This window comes from Citrobacter amalonaticus Y19 (genome assembly GCF_000981805.1).
In the GTDB taxonomy this organism is placed as follows: Bacteria; Pseudomonadota; Gammaproteobacteria; order Enterobacterales; family Enterobacteriaceae; genus Citrobacter_A; species Citrobacter_A amalonaticus_C.
In genome coordinates this window covers 41,577-65,468 of the sequence record NZ_CP011133.1, presented here as the reverse complement: position 1 = coordinate 65,468, position 23,892 = coordinate 41,577, and the positions used below count along the sequence as shown (strand labels likewise).

Annotated in this window: 22 protein-coding genes; 21 read left to right on the top strand and 1 reads right to left on the bottom strand. The window is 44.3% G+C overall.

Annotated features, from left to right (window positions below; translation table 11 throughout):
* Window positions 1–5 precede the first annotated feature (5 nt).
* On the bottom strand, window positions 6–752 hold the full coding sequence (locus tag F384_RS26520) for an AcaB family transcriptional regulator (protein ID WP_046498907.1): 747 nt from the start codon (window positions 750–752) through the stop codon (window positions 6–8).
* A gap of 436 nt (window positions 753–1,188) precedes the next feature.
* On the opposite strand from F384_RS26520, the gene F384_RS26515 reads away from it, so the two are divergent.
* The 21 genes from F384_RS26515 (at window position 1,189) to traN (ending at window position 23,855) form a co-directional block, all read left to right on the top strand.
* Window positions 1,189–1,800: a hypothetical protein gene (locus F384_RS26515; protein ID WP_046498904.1), complete on the top strand. Its 612-nt coding sequence runs from the start codon at window positions 1,189–1,191 to the stop codon at window positions 1,798–1,800.
* A 62-nt stretch (window positions 1,801–1,862) separates the two neighbouring features.
* A complete protein-coding gene (locus F384_RS26510) occupies window positions 1,863–2,363 on the top strand; it encodes a hypothetical protein (protein WP_046498901.1) in 501 nt (166 codons plus the stop codon).
* Window positions 2,364–2,729: 366 nt separating this feature from the next.
* Entirely contained in the window at window positions 2,730–3,494 is a 765-nt protein-coding gene (locus F384_RS30085) for a single-stranded DNA-binding protein (RefSeq protein ID WP_155404062.1), read from the top strand.
* A 74-nt stretch (window positions 3,495–3,568) separates the two neighbouring features.
* Window positions 3,569–5,125 (top strand): recombinase RecT, encoded by a 1,557-nt coding sequence (locus F384_RS26500; RefSeq protein ID WP_046498899.1) that lies wholly within the window; start codon window positions 3,569–3,571, stop codon window positions 5,123–5,125.
* A 57-nt stretch (window positions 5,126–5,182) separates the two neighbouring features.
* Window positions 5,183–6,292 carry a lambda-exonuclease family protein gene (locus F384_RS26495; protein ID WP_008786633.1) on the top strand — a complete coding sequence of 370 codons (1,110 nt, stop codon included), beginning with the start codon at window positions 5,183–5,185 and terminating at the stop codon, window positions 6,290–6,292.
* Between the two features lie 371 nt (window positions 6,293–6,663).
* Complete coding sequence (locus F384_RS26490) at window positions 6,664–7,041, top strand: hypothetical protein (protein ID WP_008786632.1); 378 nt, start codon at window positions 6,664–6,666, stop codon at window positions 7,039–7,041.
* Window positions 7,042–7,098: 57 nt separating this feature from the next.
* On the top strand, window positions 7,099–8,178 hold the full coding sequence (locus tag F384_RS26485; RefSeq protein WP_020996201.1) for an AAA family ATPase: 1,080 nt from the start codon (window positions 7,099–7,101) through the stop codon (window positions 8,176–8,178).
* A 59-nt stretch (window positions 8,179–8,237) separates the two neighbouring features.
* Window positions 8,238–9,593 (top strand): DUF3150 domain-containing protein, encoded by a 1,356-nt coding sequence (locus tag F384_RS26480; RefSeq protein ID WP_046498895.1) that lies wholly within the window; start codon window positions 8,238–8,240, stop codon window positions 9,591–9,593.
* A gap of 64 nt (window positions 9,594–9,657) precedes the next feature.
* Window positions 9,658–11,571, top strand: coding sequence for a VWA domain-containing protein (locus tag F384_RS26475; RefSeq protein ID WP_046498893.1), 1,914 nt, complete (start codon window positions 9,658–9,660; stop codon window positions 11,569–11,571).
* Window positions 11,572–11,634: 63 nt separating this feature from the next.
* A complete protein-coding gene (locus tag F384_RS26470) occupies window positions 11,635–12,135 on the top strand; it encodes a hypothetical protein (RefSeq protein ID WP_046498890.1) in 501 nt (166 codons plus the stop codon).
* Between the two features lie 55 nt (window positions 12,136–12,190).
* Window positions 12,191–12,499, top strand: coding sequence for a hypothetical protein (locus F384_RS26465; RefSeq protein ID WP_046498888.1), 309 nt, complete (start codon window positions 12,191–12,193; stop codon window positions 12,497–12,499).
* A 10-nt stretch (window positions 12,500–12,509) separates the two neighbouring features.
* Window positions 12,510–12,737 (top strand): hypothetical protein, encoded by a 228-nt coding sequence (locus F384_RS26460; protein WP_064766556.1) that lies wholly within the window; start codon window positions 12,510–12,512, stop codon window positions 12,735–12,737.
* A 34-nt stretch (window positions 12,738–12,771) separates the two neighbouring features.
* Complete coding sequence (locus F384_RS26455) at window positions 12,772–12,993, top strand: hypothetical protein (RefSeq protein ID WP_020996203.1); 222 nt, start codon at window positions 12,772–12,774, stop codon at window positions 12,991–12,993.
* A 27-nt stretch (window positions 12,994–13,020) separates the two neighbouring features.
* Window positions 13,021–13,281: a hypothetical protein gene (locus F384_RS26450; protein ID WP_020996204.1), complete on the top strand. Its 261-nt coding sequence runs from the start codon at window positions 13,021–13,023 to the stop codon at window positions 13,279–13,281.
* A 24-nt stretch (window positions 13,282–13,305) separates the two neighbouring features.
* Entirely contained in the window at window positions 13,306–13,695 is a 390-nt protein-coding gene (locus F384_RS26445) for a hypothetical protein (protein WP_046498882.1), read from the top strand.
* A gap of 21 nt (window positions 13,696–13,716) precedes the next feature.
* Window positions 13,717–14,232, top strand: a complete 516-nt coding sequence (locus F384_RS26440; protein ID WP_046498877.1) for a hypothetical protein — start codon at window positions 13,717–13,719, stop codon at window positions 14,230–14,232.
* A 215-nt stretch (window positions 14,233–14,447) separates the two neighbouring features.
* Window positions 14,448–14,786 carry a hypothetical protein gene (locus F384_RS26435; RefSeq protein WP_080950111.1) on the top strand — a complete coding sequence of 113 codons (339 nt, stop codon included), beginning with the start codon at window positions 14,448–14,450 and terminating at the stop codon, window positions 14,784–14,786.
* Window positions 14,764–15,864 (top strand): conjugal transfer protein TraF, encoded by a 1,101-nt coding sequence (gene traF / locus F384_RS26430; RefSeq protein ID WP_046498875.1) that lies wholly within the window; start codon window positions 14,764–14,766, stop codon window positions 15,862–15,864. Before F384_RS26435 ends, traF begins: the two co-directional genes overlap by 23 nt.
* Window positions 15,861–17,303, top strand: coding sequence for a conjugal transfer protein TraH (locus F384_RS26425; RefSeq protein WP_046498872.1), 1,443 nt, complete (start codon window positions 15,861–15,863; stop codon window positions 17,301–17,303). The genes traF and F384_RS26425 overlap by 4 nt, the downstream gene beginning before the upstream one ends.
* A gap of 14 nt (window positions 17,304–17,317) precedes the next feature.
* A complete protein-coding gene (locus F384_RS26420; RefSeq protein WP_046498868.1) occupies window positions 17,318–20,761 on the top strand; it encodes a conjugal transfer protein TraG N-terminal domain-containing protein in 3,444 nt (1,147 codons plus the stop codon).
* Between the two features lie 436 nt (window positions 20,762–21,197).
* Window positions 21,198–23,855: a conjugal transfer mating pair stabilization protein TraN gene (traN, locus tag F384_RS26415; RefSeq protein ID WP_046498863.1), complete on the top strand. Its 2,658-nt coding sequence runs from the start codon at window positions 21,198–21,200 to the stop codon at window positions 23,853–23,855.
* The last annotated feature ends 37 nt before the right edge of the window (window positions 23,856–23,892 follow it).

Below are 23,892 nucleotides of genomic sequence, written 5' to 3'. Positions count from 1 at the left end.
TTGAATTAAGCCTGCCGTTTAATGGCCTCATTCTGATCATCATTCGCTTCATTACTGGCATCCTGCAACACCGTAGTTTCCTGGTCTACCAGGGTAGGTTCGGCCTTAGTGCTTCCTGCCGATTCTTTTTCAGCGGCCCGGCCATTGGCCTGATTAAGCTCATCAGCAGATGCCTGCGCGTGACGTTTGAGTGATGCAGCCAGATCACGTATGAGATTATGAAGACGAGACTTAAACTCTTCAACCTCATCCTGATTAAAACAGTTATTTAACCAGAGCGTATCAATGATCTGGTGCAATTTATCAAAGTTCTGAATAATGCGGATCACCCGCATCGCTTGCGGCGTTCTGATGCGAACCTCATGTTCTTTTGGATGGGTGTACCCGACTTCATTGAGACTGCTGCGTTCTTGTTCTTCTTTTACCGCACGGTTCAGAATAACAATGTTATTTTCCAGTTCTTTCTCAGGCATGTCGATTACTTCGTTAACTGCCTTCAGTGTACGTTCAATCGCACCACTATATTTAGCGCCAAGCCGTTCAAGGGCTCGGCTGTTATTGGTCAGATTGAAGAGCGCCTGGGAGATAATGTTAAAATTTCGGGACTGAACACGAATACCTTCCTGGGTGTGAAGAGTAAATTTCACAACAGCTTCAGGATTGGAATACTCGACACGGGTGTTAGGGGTTCGGTTATCCTGAGCCCCACTCTTTTTAGCTTGTTTTACGGTTTGTACCGGTGCTTTAGCCATAACAGAACCTCGGAGTTAATTTGTATGCCAATTGATTAGGCCAAATCACTGGGTCATTGTCATTGAAAAATGACTGCATTATGACCATAAAAAACCGACTTGAAAAATTAAACCAATATGCTTAAATGAATGAGAACCGAGCTGACGGAAATCAGCACAACTTCCTAGTTAATTTCGCGCACAACCAGCGCCCACCGGATGTTCTCCTCCCGGGTTAACTACGCCTTCTACAGGCCCGAGCATCTCTGATGTGTTTAGGTTAAACCTGACATGTCTCTTTGCTTACCCTTAAGGGTATTTTGGTTCTCAATCCCAAACAAAAAAAATTGTTAATCCTTTTAACTCCCGCGAAATCAACAGATGCACATTTATGTGTGCGTCCGTTTTGTTTACCTCTCAGGTAAGCAATTTTGCATTCTAAATTTATAGGTGATCTATGTCTGACCCAATCTCTTTAATGGCAGGTATCGTATTTTTTGGTGCTGTGTATTACCGTGCTGAATATATCAGATTCCTTGGCCCAATCTGGCTGGCAATTTTTATAGCGGAACGCGGATTACTGTTCACTGGTCTTGGTTTTGTTACTGCGACTGTGTGTGTGGTGGTTGCTTTACTCGTTATTTATAATTCATTCTTTACCAAGTCTGGGAAAAAATCTAATGAAGCAACTAATGGGAACATGGTTGAAGGTTCTTCTCGGGCTGGGTCAAATAATGACAAAGCCAAATATGCAAACCATCGTTATGAAGGAACGCTTGTTTACTGCGGTCTCGAAAACTGGAAACACGATCCTAGTAACGATAAATCGTATTTAGTCAAAATTCATAGTGGTGGTAAAGATCATGAAATTTGGGCTGTTGGGCTCAAAAGTGCTGTGGAGACTTGTGGAGCAAAAGTTGGAGATATCGTTTCAGTCTGGAAAGAGTCTGAAGTAAGAACCGACAAAGCACAAGTGTTTGACGAAAGCGGTAAGGTTACAGGGTATCGTACTCTCCTTAACGAAAAACGTCGCGGCATTTGGGTTATGCAAGTACTCGCCGAAAGCTAAAATATTCTTAATTCAGGCTATAAGCCTAATCTTTTTAATATTTTAAATATATGAGGTATATTATGACAATTGTCTATGGTAGTAGCATTGAGCCAGGTGGTATGGAACTGGATGATTACACAATGATTGCAGAGTGCGAAAATTGTGGTCATGACTGCCGACATCGGATTTATGAAGACTGTGTTGCAGGGGCAATAAATCAGCGATTCTCTTATACGTGCAATCACTGCGGTTATCATTCCTGTAACGCTGAAGTATGTGACGTATGCGATAGCATCGAATGCGAAGAACATGCTGGTCGTTATCAGTCTAATATTTTCTTCGAAATGCATGAGCTCATTGAGCTCATGAAAATAGAGGGAGATATACTGGCAATCAGAGCAAAAATCAATGTAGGCGCTCACGACTTTGGAGATCTTTCAAGGTTAGATGATTGCCTGCATAGGCTCATCTATCCAGGTTATTATGAACGGCGAAATACCAATCTCTATAAAGAGATATCAGATGCATCAACCGACATGGCAATCCAAACATGGAAGCGTCTGGAACGCTTGTTATGCTAATACCTCCCAACAAAAACCCAGCGAAAGCTGGGTTTTTTTCTTTTCTGGATTGACCAACCCAACGTCGTATCATAATCTTATATCGCGGACATACCGCTTAACTTCTTTTAACACTCTTTATTTCGGCAACGCGCCATCCCTGAATGAATATGTTCATTCGCACGGCTTCCCTACGCCCATAGAATTCGACACACGGTGCATCATGCATCGTGTTTTCTGCGCCGTCGAAAAAGGTGTTTTTCCTCTTGTTGAGGATAGCGTGAGTCCAGCACTCTAACTGGATGCTTCATCAATCTTTCTAATTCTTGTGCCTATAGCACTAAATTTTCTAACTTTCTTAATTTAAAAATTTATGAGGTATAAACTATGCAATCCAGAGCAAAGGGTATTGTTGCGATAGAACCTAAGTATATGCCCGCATCTGATAATTCAGATTCGTATATTTATTTTCGTTTACGCTGTGACATGTCCATCAGCGGCAAGTCCCAGACCGAGTTCTATTCGATAAAAGCATTTGGTAAAGTCGCGGATTTTCTACGTGACAATATTCAAATGAATACCGAAATGTATATCGAGGCATTAGCTCGATCATTCCGTTATACAAAAAACGGTATTGACCAAATGAGGACTGAGTTTCATGTTTTCATGGCTCGAATCATTCAGACTGGCCAATCAATTGATACCCGTGCAAATGAAACTGTAAAGGCAACATCGACATCAACCGGCACTACGTTATCCCCTGAAGTAGCGCAAAAACTAAAGGACGATATGAAGTGGCAGAAAATGTCTGATGAAGAGGTAAGAACTGCTTCTGAAAAATGGAGAACAGTCTATGCCGAGCAAAAACAGCTTCACCCTGGAAATGAGTCTATATTACCAGACAACAATAAACAGTCAGAAAAGAAGAAGCCAGACACTTCGCAGAAGTTGGACGCTAAGAATAGAGCCGTGCAGACATCACGTCCGCAAGTGGCTACCTCTAAGCGCCCAGTCAACATGCAAGCCTGGACAACTCTGCCAGCCGATAATTCGACAGCAGCCGTCATTGCAGCCCGTATGAAACTTAATGAACAATTAAGCTCTACCGGGCCGGAAACATTAACCAACGCATATTCATCAGTTCGCGGTTGATATGACTGGTTGCTGATTTATCAGCAACCTTCTTCTTTTTAACTTTTTAATATATTTAATTTAATGAGGTATATATGTACTCAAATAAATCACGTAGCTCAGGTTCCTCTTCTAACAACAATAAAGGCAACTCCGATATTGTCGTAAAGATGGACAGTATTGCACGACATATGTTGTCGCTGGATAAGATGTTCGCATCCGCAGGTTCCAGTGCTCCGCATATCTCATTCGAACGTGAATGCGTATTTGCAAAACATATTGTCAACAATAATAACTTCCTGGCTGACATAGCAGTTAATAATCCAAAGTCCTTCGAAACTGCATTCCTTCAGCTCGCAAGTAGCGGCCTCACTCTTGACCCGGCGCAGAAGCAGGCTTACCTGGTTCCACGCGATGGTCGTGTCATTCTCGACGTGTCCTATATTGGGCTCAGCAGGATGGCCACCGATGAAGGTTTATGCGAAGACATTGTGGCTGAATTAGTTTTTGATAAGGACTCATTTAAAACCAATGGTCGTCGCTCCAGCCCAGACCACGAATTTGACCCCTTTGCTTATAAAGGGGGACTCGTTCTCACAAACACCGATCAGGGTGATTTAGGAGATCGGGGCATGTTCAGGGGGGCTTATGTCGACTATTTAATGAAGGATGGACGTCATCTGGTATTTTTCATTGACCTTCAGGATTTAGCTCAATCTCGGGCGAAATCCGAATCTTGGGCAAAAGTGGAGAAACGGCAGTATTCTCCGTGGACTCAGTTCCCGTGGAAGATGGTGCTCAAGTCTGCTATTAAGCAGACCATACACTTAATTCCCGGTAACCGTACTCGCCTGAGTTCGATGATTGAATATCTGAACACTGCTGGTGGTGAAGGTTTCCGTACAGCAACAATACCCGTCGCAGCTGCTGAAGCTGAAATGGAGATTAGACAAGAAGCCAGGACGGCTGGTAATACGGATACCACTATCCAAACTGAAAAGGCTGATGGTAAAGTTATTGAAGGCGAGTTCAATAAGCTCGCTGAAGAACCTAATTCAACCGAGCAGCAGGACATCAAGAGCAATACACCAACCGATGTTAACGATACGGCTGAGGGAAATACTCCTCCAGCCGAAGTAAACGGTGCGGCTGATGATATTCTCCCCCCACCCGCAGAAACCAATGGGCAGTCCAATGAAGAAATGTCTGAACATCCCGGGGTTAGAAAATGGGTTGAACGCAGAATTAAAAAGTTAGTAAGCCGCGCAGAAAAAACGCTTGGATACGAAACTATTTTAACCGATGCAAAAAGCAGTTTCGATCTGAATGAAAGTGAGCTGGCGTTCGCTCGCTTATCTTTAGAAAAATCCCGAAGGGCACTTCTCAAAAATCATTTAATTAACGCAGTAGGTAGCTTCGATTTTACTCAAGTCCTTAACTTCATCGAAAAAATGGGTAAGGGTGAGTTTAAAACCGACGCGGCCAAATGGGTTGGTGAAGTCCAGGCCGAATCAGTGGAAATACACCAGTTATATCTTGAGGCTGTTAATACCTCTGATTTTACCAGGCTTCATGCCGCTCTCAGCAATGTGACATTCCCCCCTCTAAAAGAAATGGTAGAAGGTCTTATTGAAGATCTTCAGGCCGCTTAACTTATCCGGCAGGAAACTGCCGGTCTAACTTTCTAAATTTATCTTAAGGTGATCATTATGTCTGACATTTATGAAGTCGTTGATGTTGTGCAGGGTTCAAAGGACTGGCTCGAATGGCGTAAAACCGGTGTGACTGCAACATGCTCCCCAATTCTGTTAGAGGAGCCAGGTGCAACTAAAACGCCCTACGAACTCTATTTGCAATACGCTGGCCTGATTCAGGCAGAAGACCTTTCTGTCATTAAACAGGTTGATGCTGGTAAAAAGCTTGAAGCACTTGCCAGAAGTTACTGCGAAAAAGAGATAGGACAAATCGCCCTGCCTTTCTGTGTAAGGAACAAAAAGTATCCTTACATGATTGCTTCACTGGATGGTCAATTTGACGATGGTTCAATCCTTGAGATAAAGAATCTTTGCGAGAGCAAACATCTTTCTATTCTTCAGCTTGAAACTAAATCGCCAGAATTTCGTTATTACTACTGGCAAGTTCAGCACCAGCTGCTGACAACAGGCGCACCCCAGGCATATCTTGTGTTCTGGTCAGCAACTGACCAGACCAAGGTCTTTAAAATTATGCCTTCGGAGAAAGCGTTTTATCGCGTCCAGGTTGCCTGCGAATATTTCTGGAATAGGGTTCAGACAAAAACAGCTATGCCGTTTGATAAGGAAAAAGATATTTTACTTATCTCTGATCCTGTAATCATGTCTCATACACAAGGCTTTAAGCTTCCAGACGACCTGGAAGCTCGTGTGGTAGACATAGCCAGACAAGTTGGAACATTGCAGCAGATGGAGAAAGAGTTAGCTTTAAAGAAAAAGCAGTTCGAAGAATACCAGAACTCGGTCAATTTATTGATCCAGGGTCTTGGTGTTTCTGTTGGCTTTTCCTATAACGAGCTTGTTAGAATCGATGGCTTTGGCTTTCGTTTTCTTCAGTCTCGCGTACCGGAAAAACCGAGCTACAAACGAATCTGCGATAAATTATCTATTGACCCGAAACATCATCCAGAATGTTACGGTCAGTCATCGGTACGAAATTCACTAAGTACCTATGAATATAAATCAACTCTGACTGATACTGTCTACATTCCTTTGGATGACAATTCCGTACTGGTATCACCTGGTGCAGAAGAGACAGACTCAGCCCAACAATTCGTTGTTTTTTAATTATTGAGCCCAGTTTAAAACTGGGCTTTTTTTTTGCTTGACCAATTACACATCCTTTATTATCTTTAAATAGCGGCTTAGTCCGCTTAACTTCAGGCAACTGCCTTTAAACACCTTCTAAATTCGGCGCTCAAGCCACTCCTGAATACCTCCTGGTATTCACAAGGATTTTTCTCGCCTAAACAAATTCGATAGCCTGCGGCTCACATAAGCGGCAGGCTTTTTTGTCCGTCGAAAAAGGTGTTTCGTTGTCACGTAGACAACAACAAGTGCCTCAGTCACTCCCAAACTGAAACTAGTACCTAACTTCAGCCTTCATGTAAGGCTTAATTTATCTAATTCACTAATCTTTTTAAATGAGGAGTCTGATCATGTTTCTTGTAAATATGACTGCATATCTTGCATCCCCGGAACAACGGGAAATGGGCGTTATTGATGTTGATCAGCAAGTATCACACGCATTACGTGAACTGTTGACCTTTAATACCTGTCCTTCAGAAGATGTTATGACCGATAAGGCTAAAGAATTCGCTGAAATCGCTACATCTCTCTGCAATAAATATAAGGCTGACGGCGTACTTGTTTATGCCAAAACCTTTTTTATGCCCGTTCTGGTCTCTGCATTGAGTGCCCGTGGTATCGTCTCTTATGTAACGTATGCCCCAAAGGTAACCAGTGTTGATAACAGTGGCAGTGTAAGCCGCAATTATAAGCATGTTGATTTAGTACGTGCTGATATTGCTGCATAGCATCATTCTTCTTAATTTTTTTAATTCTTAAATCTATCTAATTTAATGAGGTATATCATGACTACTAATTTCGCAAACCTGTCTGTTGAAATCATGGCGCGCTCTACACCTGTCCACCCTTCTGTATTTGGTATTGTTGTACCAGAACATCAGATGGATAAAGTGAAACCGTTCCAGGGATTTGACTCAGCCAATCCATTTAGTGCATTCGTGCCTAAACAGAATGACGACTATGTTTTTGAAGCGTATTTGCGTTCATCTGTACTGATGTGGATTAACTATCCACAAAATCAGTCTCTGTGGATCTCTGGCCCAACAGGTTGTGGCAAAACCAGTGTTGTCGAACAAGTAGCAGCAAGACTTAACTGGCCTGTCATGAAAACTACAGCTTCACAAGACCTGGATATTAACAATCTCATTGGCGGTCTCCGGCTTCAGTGTAATGAACTGACCGGTGATACCAAGACTGTTTTTGTTCATGGCCCACTGACGCTGGCGTACAAGTATGGACTGATTTTCCTACTCGATGAGTACGATCAATTAGACCCATCCTGTGCCAATGCCTTTAACGCCATCCTCGAAGGAGGGAATTTAGTTATTCCTGAAACCAACGAGGTAATTAAACAGCACCCGAACTTCAGATTTGTTGCAACGGCTAACTCGATTGGTCAGGGCGATTTTACTGGCGTTTATGGCGGTGTGAAAACATTAAATGTGGCCAACCTTGACCGCTATATGTTTATCACTGCTGACTATATGCCAAAAGAGACCGAGACTAAATTGATTACCAAATATATCCCCGACACCAAAGTCGCGGAGAAATTTGTTGACGTTGCGAATATGATTCGCGGTCTTTTTGTAGGCAAGAATATCACCGGTGAAATTGACACTAGTGTCAATACTAACAGTGCAAAACTCCCGGACGGTGTTCTTCCCGACACTCGTTTATCAGTAACGTGTTCAACTCGTTCGCTGGTGGCCTGGCTTGACCGCTACTCAATGATGAAAGCTGCAAAGATGCCACGTGCATTATTAACAGCTTTCGATTATCAGATTGGTAATCGTGCATCAGCAGATGATAAAAAATCTTTGCATCTCATCGTTGAAGCTGTATTCGGTTCTGAAGCACTTAAATAAAACCCCGCTTGGGGTTTTTTAATTCTTTTTAAATCAATTTTAAATTAATGAGGTATGTCATGACTATCAAATCCAATGCCACTCAGGTTCTGGAACAACTTATTCTCGTTTCTCTTTCTGATATCACCAGTATTAGTGGTCGTCGTAAGCTGAAAAGAGAAGATCTTGGTAACAGTGCTGATTTGCCACCTGATGTGCTTGTTTCATTAGGTAGCAAGAAAATCATTGACCCACAACTCATCAATCCATTTACCCGTAAAAAGAATTCAGCTCACGCTTTTTGTCTCGAAGCGGGTATTAAATTTATGGGTGGTTATGCAATTCCAGCAGACAAGGTTAATGATCTAATTGGTAAACTGAATGTACTTAAGGGCGAGTTTTACGATTACAAAAAAGAATTTATGAAAGCTGATTTTAATAGCTGGATTAACTCTTTTGAAGAAAAGTATCGCTCTATACTTTTGCGTGATGCTGCTATCGATTTGTCTTATATGGATAGCCAGATACAATTTGGCTTTACTGCGATTCACATCACGCCTTATGGCAACAGTGTCATTCAGGATGGTTTAACTGGGCAAGTTAAAAGTTTAGCGGATGAAGTTTATGAGGATGTGGCTGATGTTGTGGAAGGATTCCTTAAAAACAGGAACCCTGATGCGTTTTCTCAGCACACACTAAATCCTTTACGCCGCTGCGGCGATAAACTCGCGTCCCTGGCTTTCATCGCACCCAGCGTCCAGTCTCTTAGCGACTATGTTAATCAGGTAATGAAAGACATTCCGCTAACCGGTAAAGTGACGGGCAAACCTTATAACGACATTCTCTCTCTCCTCAATAACTTACGCGACCCAATTCATGCAAAACAGTTTGTGGAACTGCTGTCATCCGCCAGTACTACAGATGGTAACGATACAATTGACCCATCACTTTCAATGAACCTTATTGAAGATGATGATGCCATTACTTTAGCGGCCATGTCGGCAACTCAGGTTCAGGCGGAAACGATACCTCCTCTGCATACAGATGCATTTGCATCTGCTGTGGTAGTGGAAGATCCGGTCGGATTGCAAAACGTTGATTCACTCGCTGAAGCCCCATCTGTACTGGTAGAGGTCAATGGTTCTGCTGATACGCCTTTGGCAATCGAACTGGTTAATACGTCGGCTGATACTGACGTTAACGACTTGTCCGATACCCAGGAGCATGTAATTGTTAATGATGCTGTAATTCCTGCATTTGATGCGGTTATGGTCGATGATGATTCATTTTTGGACGGTGATTCTGTTGCACCCCGTTCTCTGCCAGACCCTGCTCTTATTTCGGGTTTGGATTCTGAAAAAGTCATTGATGGAAAAGAGCCGGAAATTGAAACTTCGTCTTCACACGATGATGACGGAACAATAATGGTGTTTTAAAAATAAAAGGCCCACTCTGGGCCTTTTATCTAATTAATCTATTTAAATTTATTGTGAGGTATATATGGGTATTTATAATTCCCTTCCTATTGTCGCACGTGCATTAAGCTCTCAGATTGGCCTTAATGTTTCTGTCGGCGGCAATGAAGCATATGCTACGGAGACTGGAGCTGGTTTTCTTATTAACATTCCATTCTTCAAAGACGCTGAAATGTTGGCAAATCCTTTGTTAGGGTATGCCGTACATGAAGCAGCACATATCCGTTTCACTGATTTTGGTGATCTCAAGATATTCATGCAAGAGCATATGAAGTCGGATAAATACAACGTTGAGGTACTTAAACATCTGGTCAACCTTTGCGAAGATTTGCGCATTGAACGTGCGATGAGTTGTCGCTATCCAGGTACATTAAAGTATCTCAATTCACTGAATCATTTTTTGTTCAGTGAGGAAGCGGAATCCTGTGATAAAGCTTCTTCGGTGTTTTTGGATACCCTGCTTACTTGTGGTTTGAACCGCTTCAACGGTTTAACTATTCCAACAAAGCAAGCGCGTGAGGACTTTGAACGTATCTTCGGGCTGGAGCTGTATGACAAAGCTATGATGGTTATGGCTGAAGCAGTACAAGCAACCTCGATTAAAAAGGTGTTTGAAGTTGCATGTCGGTTATATGACCTCGCAGTAGATGCATTTAACGAAACTAATGAGCAGGAAGAACCTCCGCAGGATGATAATCAGGGTGCTGATTCTGATGACAGCAAAGGTGATGACAGTTCGTCAGACCCGGCCCAGTCATCCGACAGTTCTGACAAAAATGGGGATGGCCAGAATGATAGTGCAGGCGGTAATGACGGTTCATCGTCATCGCCAGCCGGTCAGAATGAGCCTTCTTCAGAACCTGATGGTAATGCCGGTGGCGCACCAGATAAAGAACATGGGCAAAACGGTACCGATGATGAAAACGAAAATTCTTCGTCAACATCAGCTAATCGTAATGCTCCTGCTTCCAACTCTAGTGACAGCAACGCCGCTGCTTCCCATCCGGGCGTAAATGCTCAGGGTGAATCTTCTGTCGGTAACCTGTCCCAGAACGGAAAAGACCCTTTCGAGGGAACCACATCGAATGATCTTGGCCGTACAGGACAGAACACTTCAGATAAGCTCAATCAGCTAATCAAAGACAAAGTACCCCCGCATCAACGTATCGTTTCACCTACTCCATATTCAGTAGCACCTGCGAAGCGGCACGATACCGGTAATGCATCCGTAAGTTTAGGGGTGCAGATGGCTACCGGGTTACGTCAATCACTTCATGGGTTGTTGCAGGGTGTAAGAGCGGTGAGAAGAACACATCGTGAAACTGGTCGTAAGCTTGATTCTCGACTGGTTACCAGTGCCATGCTGGGAAATACGCGTCTTTTTAAACATAAGTCCAAGGCAGTAGATGTCAGTTCTGCTTTTACTATCCTGCTGGACTCTAGCGGGTCAATGAGCCGGTCGGTTAAAGAGGCTGAAGCCGCTGTTGTATCAATGTTGTATGCGCTCGATGGTATTCAGGGGGTAACTACCTCGGCATATCATTTCCCACACGCCGCGCATAATAGCGTAGGTCTGTTAAAAGGACGGGAGCAAACTCTACGGACAGCTATTGGAACTCATCAGTTTGGAATTGGTACGCAAGGTTGTACTCCTCTTTGCGAATCGTTATGGCCTGCACTTGCAGACCTGACGTCAGCTAAAGCGGATCGCCATGTATTGGTTATTGCAACTGATGGCCAGCCTGATGATATGGCTTCTGCGCGAGCGATGATACAAAGCGCTAAAGATGATGACATCATCGTTATTGGTATCGGTTTCGGTGATGCCAATGACAGCATGATGAAAAGTCTTTTTGGTGATACCGGTATTTCTGTCGGTTCTGTTTCTGCCTTACGTAACAAACTCTTTGAAGTAACCCGTAAAGCTCTCCTGTCTTAATCTGTATTTTAATCTCTGTTTTAACTTTCTAAATTAATTTAATTTATTTTAAAGGTGATCATTATGTCTGCAACCGCAAAATTTAAAGTGGTTCACGAAAATCAACTCTCATTCATGAGTATTTTCGATGCCACTGAAAGTGAATATGATCTGATATCAGCCGATTTAGAACATAATTATGAACTTCGTTTTTCATCAAAGATGGCTTACGAGATAATTCGGGATAGCATATATATCATGACTGCATACCGTAGTACTGGCGAGCAGCGTGTGGATGAAATCCTCTGGATTTGTTCGGAAGAAAATCAGGAAGACCTTTGTTCATTTACGAGTTGCTGCAAAATAGCAGGTCTTGACCCATTCGAAACCCGAATGGAAATCCTGCACGAGTGGTCTGGTGAATTGGCTAAGCAAGCAAGTCTGATTGCGCGTCATCACTTTACTGCTCCCACTAATATGGAACATGTTGCATCCCAACGTATTGGATACGAAAAGTACAGAAAAGCGTTTTATCACACTTATCCTAAAGAGGCTGCAAAGCCGATTAGGGATAAGCCTCTGTAAAAATATAAACGCTGACTTCGGTCAGCGTTTTTTTCGTTCCGCGCTGGAGACTAACATGAATATTTTAAAGCATGATTTCGACAGTTCCTCTGAACAGCGACAAGCGGGTTTTTTGCTTAATCAGCTGGAGGATCTAATAGGGTTTATTGCCACGAATGAGTTCAGGGTTACTTCAATCAATCAGTTCATTGAGGTTGAGGCATCTGAGCTCATGGTTATTAGCCTGTGGCATCCAATGTGTCCCGATATCACTGAGGTTCATTTCTTCCGTGATATGGATAAAAAGTGGTGGCCCTACAAGATATATGAACTCATGTCTGATATAACGACCCAAACTCAATTTATTCCTCTTGTAAATCAATAAAGGTGACATCGTGATTCATTATTGGGTTAAAGCAATACCCGGTGAGACTAGCATCCTCGATCCTCTTCGTCATAGCGTCCTTGCCATAAAATATTTGGATGGAGCACCATTGCTTTTTCAATGGCCTCCTGAAGAAGGATGGACGTTCGAGATTCTGGATAAAATACAGCCACGCGGGGTTGAGTTTGGGGCCAATGCATATATTAATGATGTATGGATTGGCACTACAGAATGGTAATATTTTAAAGACTGAATGTCTGGAGTCTCATTTCATGGATATCCCATGCATTTTGTTTACATCAAATAGTCGGCATTATGTAATCACTGAAGACTCAGTTATCGCTGCCTGGCCATCACGTTCTGATAAAGAAAGTGAGACCCTTCAGCTTAATGACGGTCGGATTATTACGGCGAAAAATGTTCGGCGATTTAATTTCATCGATATTCCAAAAATTGAAAGCCTGACGGCGATTGATGATGGAATTGTCTTTTAACTATATTAATTAATAACTGGAGTCTGTATGAGTGGCTGCGCGTTGATAGAGTATAACAACCGCACCGCCAGAATACGCGGTGAGGTTGCACCAGGCGATAAGCATTATGTTCAGTATGCTCTCGCTCACTGGGCTGTCATTGCAATCAGGATTCGCAATACAGACCATCAATTTACCCGAATACCGGTTGATGAGTGGATTGAAGGGATTGCAAAACAAGTAAATCCTTCTGAGGCTCGCGAGCAGATTTTTAATGCTCTATTACGGTGTAAGCCGGGTATCTTCTAATTAATTTAATTTATCGAGGTATATATGTTTTATTCTGAAACCGGGGATGTCTATGGTTTTGTCTCAGGCGGTATGTCATTGCGAACTCATTCGATTGAAAGAGATTTGCAGGACTTAAGATTACTACTCGCCGATATGGAAACCATTAATATTCTGAACGAACGAGGGATAGGAACTCACAAAACCATCTTTCATGTAACACAAAATGAGTCGAAGGCATCAATGCTGGTTACTCGTTTAACTTACTGCCAAGGTGGTGGACGATTTACTCACCCTGAATGTGCTCTTCTTGTTGAACAGATAACTGATCTCGGACGCAAGTTGGGTAATAAACATTTCGATACGGCGATGAATGAAGCAAAACGCTTTATAGCGAATGAGGCTGACTTCATGAAAGAACAAACTGTCTGGTAGAAAATTTCTAAGGAGTCACTCATGTATACTTCAACTACTGCTAAATCAGATCATATTGATAGCTTTAATAACGCACAAAACCGTATGTTGATGAATTACGAACGTGATGAGTTTGAACAAGCTCCCGCTGCCGTACTTTATGATGCTGTCGGTGCTGTCGTAAACGATGAATATGATATTGATATAATTTTTCGCCTTATGGATATGGAAGGAGAAATGTTGTTTCTCCGCGCAATGAAAAACCTCGGCTGCCAAGAGAATGTTTTTTATTACGAATCTGGTGCGGTGCTGACTGCTAACGATGCAACGTTGATTGAATTTGCTTATAACCTTGGCAAACATATCAGCAACGAGTTCTTTACTCGTTTCTTGCGTAATTCTCAGCTAGCCCGTGAACTCATCGGTAACATCATTCGTATAGGCAACGATGCCCTTAAATTTCCAGATGACGACCTGAATACAGTATTTGAATGCTGTGTGATGGAAAATTCATCCTGGAAAAACCAACGTCATTTCAAAGATAACTTTGGTCTTTAAAGCATCTAATTCTTTTAATTAGCTAACACTGAAAAACCCAGTCTTCGGACTGGGTTTTTTTGTATTTGCTGATTTCAAACATGTAAACAAAACGGATGTACACGAAAATTACTTTTGATTTTTACAGTCAAAACGCTGCCATTTTTGAACTTCTTATTTTTACCCATATGGCAAACTAATCGTAATGCCGTCCGTATTTATGATAAGGGAGTTTTATGAAGACACTTAAATGTTCTCATAACAGGGCAATGCTTATGCCAGCACACAAAATCCCTGCGATATTAGTTAACGACGACCCTAAGAACATAGTTACTGATGAGCTATTGCGTAAATATGGAACACGCATGACTCTCGATGAGGCTTGCTCCGAAATTGGCGTTAAGTCGGATAGTGTAGCCAAACGTATAGGGCAGGTCAGATATCGGCATTATGCATTAACTCGCCAGCTTGAAAGTGCAAGGGTCTTTAGTGGAAAAAATACCTTTTTCTGGACGGAGTCCATCGCAAGAATAATTTCCGAGGGTAATTCCGATGAAATATCAATTTTTAACTAAGAGCATTATTCCCCTGCTAGTGGGTTTTGCTTTTACTACCTCTGTTCTTGCGGATGAGGGTAATACCATAACGCCTCAATCCCCTCAGACCACCAGTGACGACCTCGCTGGTGGTCAGGCATTTCTGAATGGTAAAGAGGAAGGTTGGTTCTGGCGTAAATCGCCACCTGAGCCAGTGAAGAAAAAACCAGTGAAGTTACCTCCTCCGCCGACTTTACCGCCTCAAGAAATTCCCAAACAGGTTGCTCAAACACCTGTGGAGTCGACTCCTGACCCTGTCGCAACTGAAAAGCCTGGCCCAGCTCCGTTCACCGTCGCTTGGTTTAATGAAAACATTCAGAAACTGCGCAACCAGGCCATCGACAATCCTACCCAAGAAAATGTTAGGGCATATTTTCTGGCCCAACGCATTATGCTGGATAAAGCCAGCCGCTTTACTGATATGGCTAGGTTAGTTACTTCTACCGACCCCCTGATAGATGAGAATAGCCGCCGCTCAACCTCAACATTTGGGGCAATGGATCAATCGAATGAAGCTGAGAACAATTCGAGAACGGTCATAAAAGACGTAGCAACAAAAGCAGGATTGTTTTTCTTTTTCCGTGGTGAAAACTGCTCCATATGCGTAAAACAAGCTTCCGTCATGAATACGTTTAGTTTCATGACAGATATGAAGGTCATCCCAATTTCACTTGATGGTAAACCTCTCCCTGGGAATATTTACCCGGACTGGAGGCCTGATTCTGGCCAGGCATCAAAGCTCCAAATATCAAACGCACCTGCGATAGCTTTGGCAATCCCGCCATCTACAACACGCATTGTCTCATTTGGGCCTATCAGTGCCGACCAGTTAATTTCAAGAACAGTCCTTATCGCCCACGATGCAGGGATCATTTCTGACCAACAATATAAGAGCACCTTGCCATATAACGACACGGGTTATATCGACTCAAACATTCTGAATGACATGCCTAAAGACCTAACTCAACAACCTGATGAGTTTATTAAATATATACAAGCCAAAGCTGGCTACGGTTCGACACCTAACCAAAATGTAAATAACCCGGGGGAAAAATGAATATTTCGCGTAACTTTAATATAAAGAATGTATTCCGTAGAAACATTCTTGCAATTTCTATTTGCCTCACCGGGTTGACTACTTTTCAATGCGAGGCCACCAGCATTAGTACTCAGCTAGACAGTATGTTCGGCTCTATGTCTAATGTTACAGCCCCCGGTGATTATCAGAGCGTTACACGTGATGGTTATACCGGTGGGGGATTTGTTCTACGTAATAAGCTCCGTACATTGACACCTATCAGTATTAGTCTCCCTTCAGCGCAGGGAGGATGTGGAGGGATAGACCTTTTTGGTGGGTCATTCTCGTTCATCAACGCTGATCAGTTTGTCCAGATGCTACGTAATATTGCTTCTAATGCTGCCGGTCTCGCTTTCCAGCTGGCCCTGAACGCTATGGATGCCGTTCTGGATAATGCTATTTCGAAAATGCAGGCAATCATCCAGCAGATGAACGATCTGACCGCAAATTCGTGTCAGTTAGCGAAGGGGTTGTTAGTCGACACTGCATCTGCATTTGGTGACAGTGCAAAGGCTGCTGTATCTTCTCAGCTGTCCTCTGATGGCCTCTCAGACCAATTTAAAGCCATGTGGGGCAATATGGGTGGTGGTAAAGCACCCGACGTACAAAAACAAGAGGCAGGGAAAAGAAAGGCATGTGACGATTACGGTAACATTGTTTGGTGTTTGCTCCAGAATGGTAGCTTTAGCGATCAATTCATCGGTTCCGAAGATGAGCAAAAAGAACTCATTATGTCTATGACCGGCACCATCATCGTCGGTAGCCAGTTGGGTACAGATAAAGATGGGTCAGCCAAAAAGAGTGTGGTTAGAATTGCTCCACTCGCAACTTCAAATGTCCTGGATTCTTTTATTAATGGTGACGATAGTTTCGACTTCTGGTCTTGTTCAGGTCAGACTAGTACTTGTGAGAATCCAAAAAAACAGACCAAAGTAATTAAAGGTCTCGCTGCCAATATCACCCTCTTCTTTATTGATAACGGATATTTGAGCTCGGCCAGATCTGGATCAAACCCAGGCGATGCTAAATTGCGCCAGGCCAACTACTACAACGTTGCTGGCGCTACCAGTAAAGCAACTCAAATTGCACGTCATGATTTAGGCGCATCTTATTCCTATATTCGTGAACTATCTCCTGTCATAGCCTATTCTGCTGCCTATAACTACCTCAGCGAAATGCTCACGGCTGCTGCGACCGGCGCACGGCTCCAGCAGGAAAATGATAAATCGGCGTCGGTTTATTATAAGGATGCTGGAGAGTTAATCGAAAAGGCAAGGCAAAATCTGTATGTCTCCTATAACGCCATGATATCTCGTTATGGTGGTGAGGCCCGTATACCTGAATCATTCAGCAACTATATGACAACGCTTCCGCAGGTTCATTATGAATCTGAAGGTTCTCTTGATGGCTCGCTCTAACAAGGTAACTTAATATGAGTGAATGGAACGTATATACCGTTGGCAACATTGAATTTATTTATAACATATTCAATGCAGTTGCCATGTTATTGAATGATGGCACTTACGGATCCTTGTTTAGGATTTCAGCACTTATTGGTGTGATTTGTGTCGTGCTTGCTGCTGCTATATCAGCCGGGAAAACATTATCCCTTTCTCATATGTGTGTTGCCGTCGTAATGTATTACCTGTTTTTCGGTGTATCGATGCGCACCAATATTGAGGATGTTACAACAGGTAAGTTCCGTGCTGTTGATAATGTACCAGCGGGATTAGCCGTTGCCGCATCTGTGCTTTCCACTGTCGGGTATGCAACGACTGAGAAGATGGAGCAGGCATTTTCTGTCCCAAGCATGACTGAGTATGGGTCTCTGGATCCCCTTTTCACTCTGGCCACATTATACGACACATTGAAAACGCCAATGCGCTGGACGGGTCAAACTGGTGCTTACGGTGATCTGGACTCAAGCGTTTCAAATTATGTTAAGAACTGCGTAGGAAACGATATTATCCGTGGTTCTAAAACTTTTGCATCAATGTATCGTTCTAACCAGGGTGTATCTGGGCTGGCTTCGAATGATTCCTTCCAGCGGGTTGTTATATACGACAACGTTCGCAGCGGTTGGTCTACTAGCACTGAAGAATCATCTAATGGAGGCTCACTCTATACTTGTTCTGACGCTTACACGAAACTTAAAGGATTAGCAACTCAGAACGCGTCGAGTCTCGACTCAGCTTTTGCCAGCTCATATACAGCATCCGGGCGCACCTGCGGTGGAGCACCGTGTTCAGGTTCAGGAAAGGCCCAGGAAGTTCTTAATTTTTTCAACATCAGCGGCACTGATATTCGTGATTTCCAGTTAATGTTGGTCATGTACCCGCATTTCAGGGAATTGCCAATGTACGGCCTCGAAAGTTCATTTCGTGGTACGGCTGCTGTAACACGCGCCCAAACCATGACTCAACAGGCATTCCAATGGTCTTCTTCTGGTTCATCATTCTTGAGCTGGATGGGTTCATTTATGCCGATTTTCCAGGGGATAATTTACGCACTCGCACCATTTATGGCCTTCCTTTTCGGTCTGGGTATTATGGGTTTGCGACTGGTGATGAAGTACTTCCTCGTTATCATCTGGACATGGACTTGGCTTCCCCTCGCGGCGGTCGTCAATATGTATGTTTTGAATAGCATCCGCGATGCATCCAGCCAAATCCTTGTCAGTTCGGGTTCTGGTGGGCTTAGTTTTGCTCAGCTTTATCAACTCTTGTTTGAGACTCAAAAAAGCATAGGTCTTGCTGGTAACTTGTACGCGATGATCCCGGCCCTGGGTGGGTTCATTGTCTGGGGCAGTTCTGTTGCCTTTAACTCTCTTGCAAGCTCAGCAGCAGCACCTTCTGCCGCCGATACTAAAACCCTCGCACCTGATGTTACCAACGCTCCTGCGATCAACAGTCGTGGTTCCGATGTTGAATTTAACCCAACGCAAGGAACGATCATGGGTGGGTCTTCTGGCACTCTCCCAAACATTGATATGAAACAGGTCGCTACTCACAACCTGTCCAGTGCTAAGCAGGAACTTGATGCAGCCTCTAGCTCGTTGACTGCTCAATCCGGCGCAATGATTAGCCTGGTGGCCAGCGACATGAACTCTGGGGGGCATTCGCAGGTTTACAGTGATGCTTCAAACGCAGCATTTGCAAGCTTGAGCAGCTCTGACCGCGCCTATGTTAGTTCTGTAGCTAAAGAACAAGGAATTTCTGATATGCAGGCGCTTGTATCAATAGCCAAAAGCGATGCGAGCGTCGGTGGGGGATTTGGAAGCCCAAGCGGTGGTGTAGGCGTTAAGGGTGGTATGTCTCGTTCAGAGGCAGAAAGCAGTGGGCTGAGTAATGACAACAGCGCTAAGTACGGTTCTACGGACAGTGCCACATCGCATAAAGTCGACAGCGCTACCCAGTCACGCATCGTCAACACGGCAGCAAGTGCGATGTACCAGTCCTTATCGCAAGAAGGAGAAAGTTCTCAGTCGACTCGTTCTTTTGCTGAGGCAAATCAAAGAATGCAGTCCGCACAAAAGAATTTCCAGGAAGCAAACTCGTTTGCTTCAAGTACCTCAATGGGCCAGACAATGAACGCAGCGCAACTTGCTACGGCTATTGGTCGTAACCATGATGCACAAGCAACATTGACTCAAACCCTCGCGGCGCACCCTGAACTATCCAGCAAAATCGCCGGTGATGCAGCGAGCCTGACCTCTTTAGGTATGACTCACGAAGATGCACATACCTTTGCGCAATTCAAAGCAGCCAGTGAACTTGGTTTAGCAGGTGCAGTAGCAGCCAAAGCCGGGTTCATTAACGCTGACTCCAGCCCAGCGTTGACCACAACCGCATCTGAGCAATACCGTGGAGTGAGTGGCGGAGCTGAAAGTGCAGGTGGCCGGGCAGTTGCTGGTGCAGCGGACGTTAGTAACTCGGTAAATGCTGTAACTGGCCGTTCTTACGGTGCGTTGGGTGATGCACATGCTTCATCGTCAGATGGTTATGGGCAAGGCCAGGTTAATACTGTCGGTGGACAGAATAGCGGTGCAGTTGATCAAATTCATAAAGGAAATCAAGGTGAAGTCATGACTAAAGCGGGTAACACCGCCGCGAATGACTTCGAAAACAACCACTATAATCTCGGCGGTATCACTGGAGACTTTAACAAGCTCGTTTCTCATGTCAGCAATGCGTTCAAGGAGAGCCCGGTTTATGAGCAGGTGCATAACCAGGCCAAATCAATCGCCGGAGAAATTCCGTTGGGTGGTGATGCAAACCGCGAAGCAGCGCGAGATTCCATTGTGAACTACTACGCAATGACCAAAGCCGGTGCATCTGAGCAACAACTTACCCAGGCCCGCAGTGACATGATGGCTCGCATTCAACTTGCGACAGGTGGGGAAAATAACAATGGAACTGTGTCTGGCGGGAATACATCCCTTGCCCGTGGTATTGCTGCCCGTATTGATAATGCTGGTTTAGACCGTTCAGCAAATGATGGCTCTATTATTCAACAGGCGACAACTGCATTGAATACAGACCGTCAAACGCATGAATATAACTCTGGAGGTATGGCCAATAACCTTGGAGGAATGCATCAGGCATCTAATGGAGGTTCTTCTGTAGGCGATGGTGTTCCCTATGCGATGGGAACCCACAACCAGGGATACGGCGAAGCTGAAACTATGACCGTTAATGCCCACGGTGCTGGTGGCCATAGCGATTCAAATAACGGAGGTACAATGTTCAGTGATCCACCACCTGCACGAGCTACTCAATCGCATCAGGAGTATGTCCCAGTACATCCGCGACATAAGGAAGGTAAAGGTGGCCATAGCGGCGGAAACGATGACATGATTATTTCATCGAAAAAGTGATTAGTAATAAAGCCCTGCCAGCCTGGCAGGGCTTTTACGTAGTGGCAAACATATAGACAACTGGAAGGCTCAATAAAGAATAGAACAGAATATAAAACTCCCACATTCGCTCACATTTACTCTTGGCCGTCCGCCCTTTTCTTCCACGGCCTCTTCGACCATTTCCACCACCATAATCAGAATCGCTCGGCCCCGATAATGGGATAAGGCCAGTTATACCAAACATGTCCATAAGCACCCCCAGTCGGTAATAATCAGAACGCAGAAAACACCCTCGTTTTGCCGTCCTTCTTTATTGTCTGAAACCAGTCCGTTTAATACGCTGCCTGCTTAATCCTTCATTTTAGTAGCTTCGCATAGAAATGCTGGCTGACGAAATTTAGTTACCGAGATCGCTGACTTCATAATCAGTAACCACGACAAAGGTGATCATAGAATGAAAAACCTTTTCCGAAAAAAATGGTTTTACAGACCACTCTGCACAATAACGATGTTATGCCACCTTGGTGTTGTATCCTACATGCCGTATGCCTTTTCCGCTACGACCCAGGAAAACGTCACATCAGCCACCAATTTCTATAAAACACTTCCGCAGGTTTCAGCTACGTCAAATGGTACGGTTCAGTATGGAAAAGGCCAGGCCGTTGACCTGAACTCGGCTTACCCAAATCAGGGTTCATCAACTTCACTGGATAGCCTGACAGGCACATTCGGAGATGACAGCAACACATTAAAACTTGGCAACACGACTAACGCCAATCTGAAAACAGAAGATTCTCTTCGCGGTGAAGCTTATCGAACGCTGGTGGGCTCGACGAAAACTACGGCAAACCTTAAGCCCGACGATTCCATCTTTGATGGCCACAAAGACTTCCTGGAAAATCAGGATAAATACATGCAGGATCTTGGTGACTGCTCAATGACGCGCACCATGACCAACAAAGATACCGTTAATCACATACCTGACTACCGGGAATGTACCCGTACCACGAGTGTTAGCGGCACATTTACTCTCTACCATCCTTACGTAGCCGGTATGCTTTCGCATTATAGCGGGGCTGCAAACATCGGTTCCTGCGGGACTAACTGTATCGAGCTCTGGCTCGGCACTGTTGGGGATAACTACTGGGACGGCAACTGTAAGATTTTCGAACAGGCAATGGCAGTCACCGTTTACAACCCGCAGGCAGTCACCAGCGCCAGGATAGTCAGGGCAAAATGGGATGACTATATGCAAATTTACGTCGGCGGAACAGACCGAGCTAGCCTTGTATGGGGTGGGCCATACGGTACTGGTACTTTCCCCCCCGAAACCGCTGGAAAGTGTGAACTTAGCACCAGTTGGGATCAGTCAATAAATGTCGATGTCACTGCGCAAATTCGAAACACTCCCATGAATGGAGTTCTTAATTTCAAAAACCGAGTGTCGGTAACCGGCAGTGGCGAAGGTTATGCTCTTATCTATATTAACTTCGACCCGAGTAAGATCATTTCGGATAACGAATGGACTGTCGATAAACCAGAACAATTCGATACGTTGCTGAAAGCCATTAACGCCGGTTATTGCCAGAACTATACGGTCACCTGCCGCGAAACAGTCACTCCTGATACCAATGGATGCGCAACCATTAATGGTGCTCGTATATGCGAAAGTCAGCTTGCTAAGCCGCCCATCAGCGGGCTATCACCATTCTGCAAATCGGCTACCGTGGTTTCAAACTGTGGGACAGACGCCGGTGTTAACAACACCTGTAAGCAGTATGATGCTGACACCGCGTGTAAGTTCATCAAATCAACATGCATTACAGGCGCTGAGGGGGACAAAAACGGATGCTGGCAGGCTACCGAAGTATGGGATTGCGGAACAGATGTCGTCGTACCCAATACCTCTGCCACGGATACTTATGTGTGTCCTGGTGCAGTTCAGTGCTTGAATGGCTCCTGCCTTCAGCCATCAACAGAACCAAGCGGTGATTTCAACAAAGCAGTTGCAACCCTTCAGGCCGCAACTTACGCATTGAATGAAATGAAGTGCGGCGATGATACTGATGAAACGAACCGCTCATGTACTCTTTTCAAAGGTGAGTCAGCTCAATGTAAATCGGCTATGGGCGGTTGGGTGGATTGTTGCGATCAGCCTGTAGATGTCAGCTGGATTCAGTATTTGCAGTTATCGTACTACACCCTGAAAATTGCAGATGCTGTCGCGGTTAAAGCCGGTATGTTCGAACAAGGGAAAGGCGTTTTCGACATGGGGTCTGAGCTTTTAACTAACGCCATCGATACCATTACCCGTCCTGCAATCTCGGCATTCAACAGTCTGGTCGGTTCCGCAGGTACAGAAGCTGCCCAGCAAGCTACAGAAGCAGGGTTGTCTGGATTAATGAATCAGGCTATCGGAGCGCTGACTAAACAAGTAGCCCAGTGGACGCTTGATACCTTCGGCCCAGCTGCAACGAACCTGATTTTTGAAAGTGCGGCTTCTGGTGGGGGCGCTGCCGTCACATCGTCAGGCCTGGCAACCTCAGTGCAATTATCTTCAACAATTGTTTCCGCGATATCCGTGGTTGGATACGCTTATATGGCTTATCAGATTGCCAATATTCTGGTCAACATCATCTGGGCTTGTACTCCAGATGAATTTAAGCTGGCCGTCAAAAAAGAGACAAAATTAGCAGTTCATATATCAAGCTGGTGCGAAACAAAGTTCCTGGGCGTCTGTATCGAGAAGCGGTCAAGTTACTGCACATTTGACTCGCAGATCGGTCGTATTATTCAGGAGCAAGGGAGACCAATGTTAGGCATAAGTTGGGGCGATAAAAAGAACCCGGACTGTAGGCCTCTGACGCTAGAAGAGTTTGGTCGGATCGATTTTAATAAACTCGATTTATCAGAATGGATTGGCTCACTTTACGAGGCAAAACTTCTACCAAAAGCATCAGAAATCAATCTTGATAAGATAACCGGTAAAGGAAGTGTATTGAACATTGACGGCTCACGCCAGAACTCTCTGGAGCGTTTCCAGAGCGGCGTTGACAGTATCGATGTAGATGCTGCGAAATCAAGTACAGAAGCCGTGCTGAAGACTCAGTAGCATTGACGAGTAAAAAGCCCCGATTTTTATGTCGGGG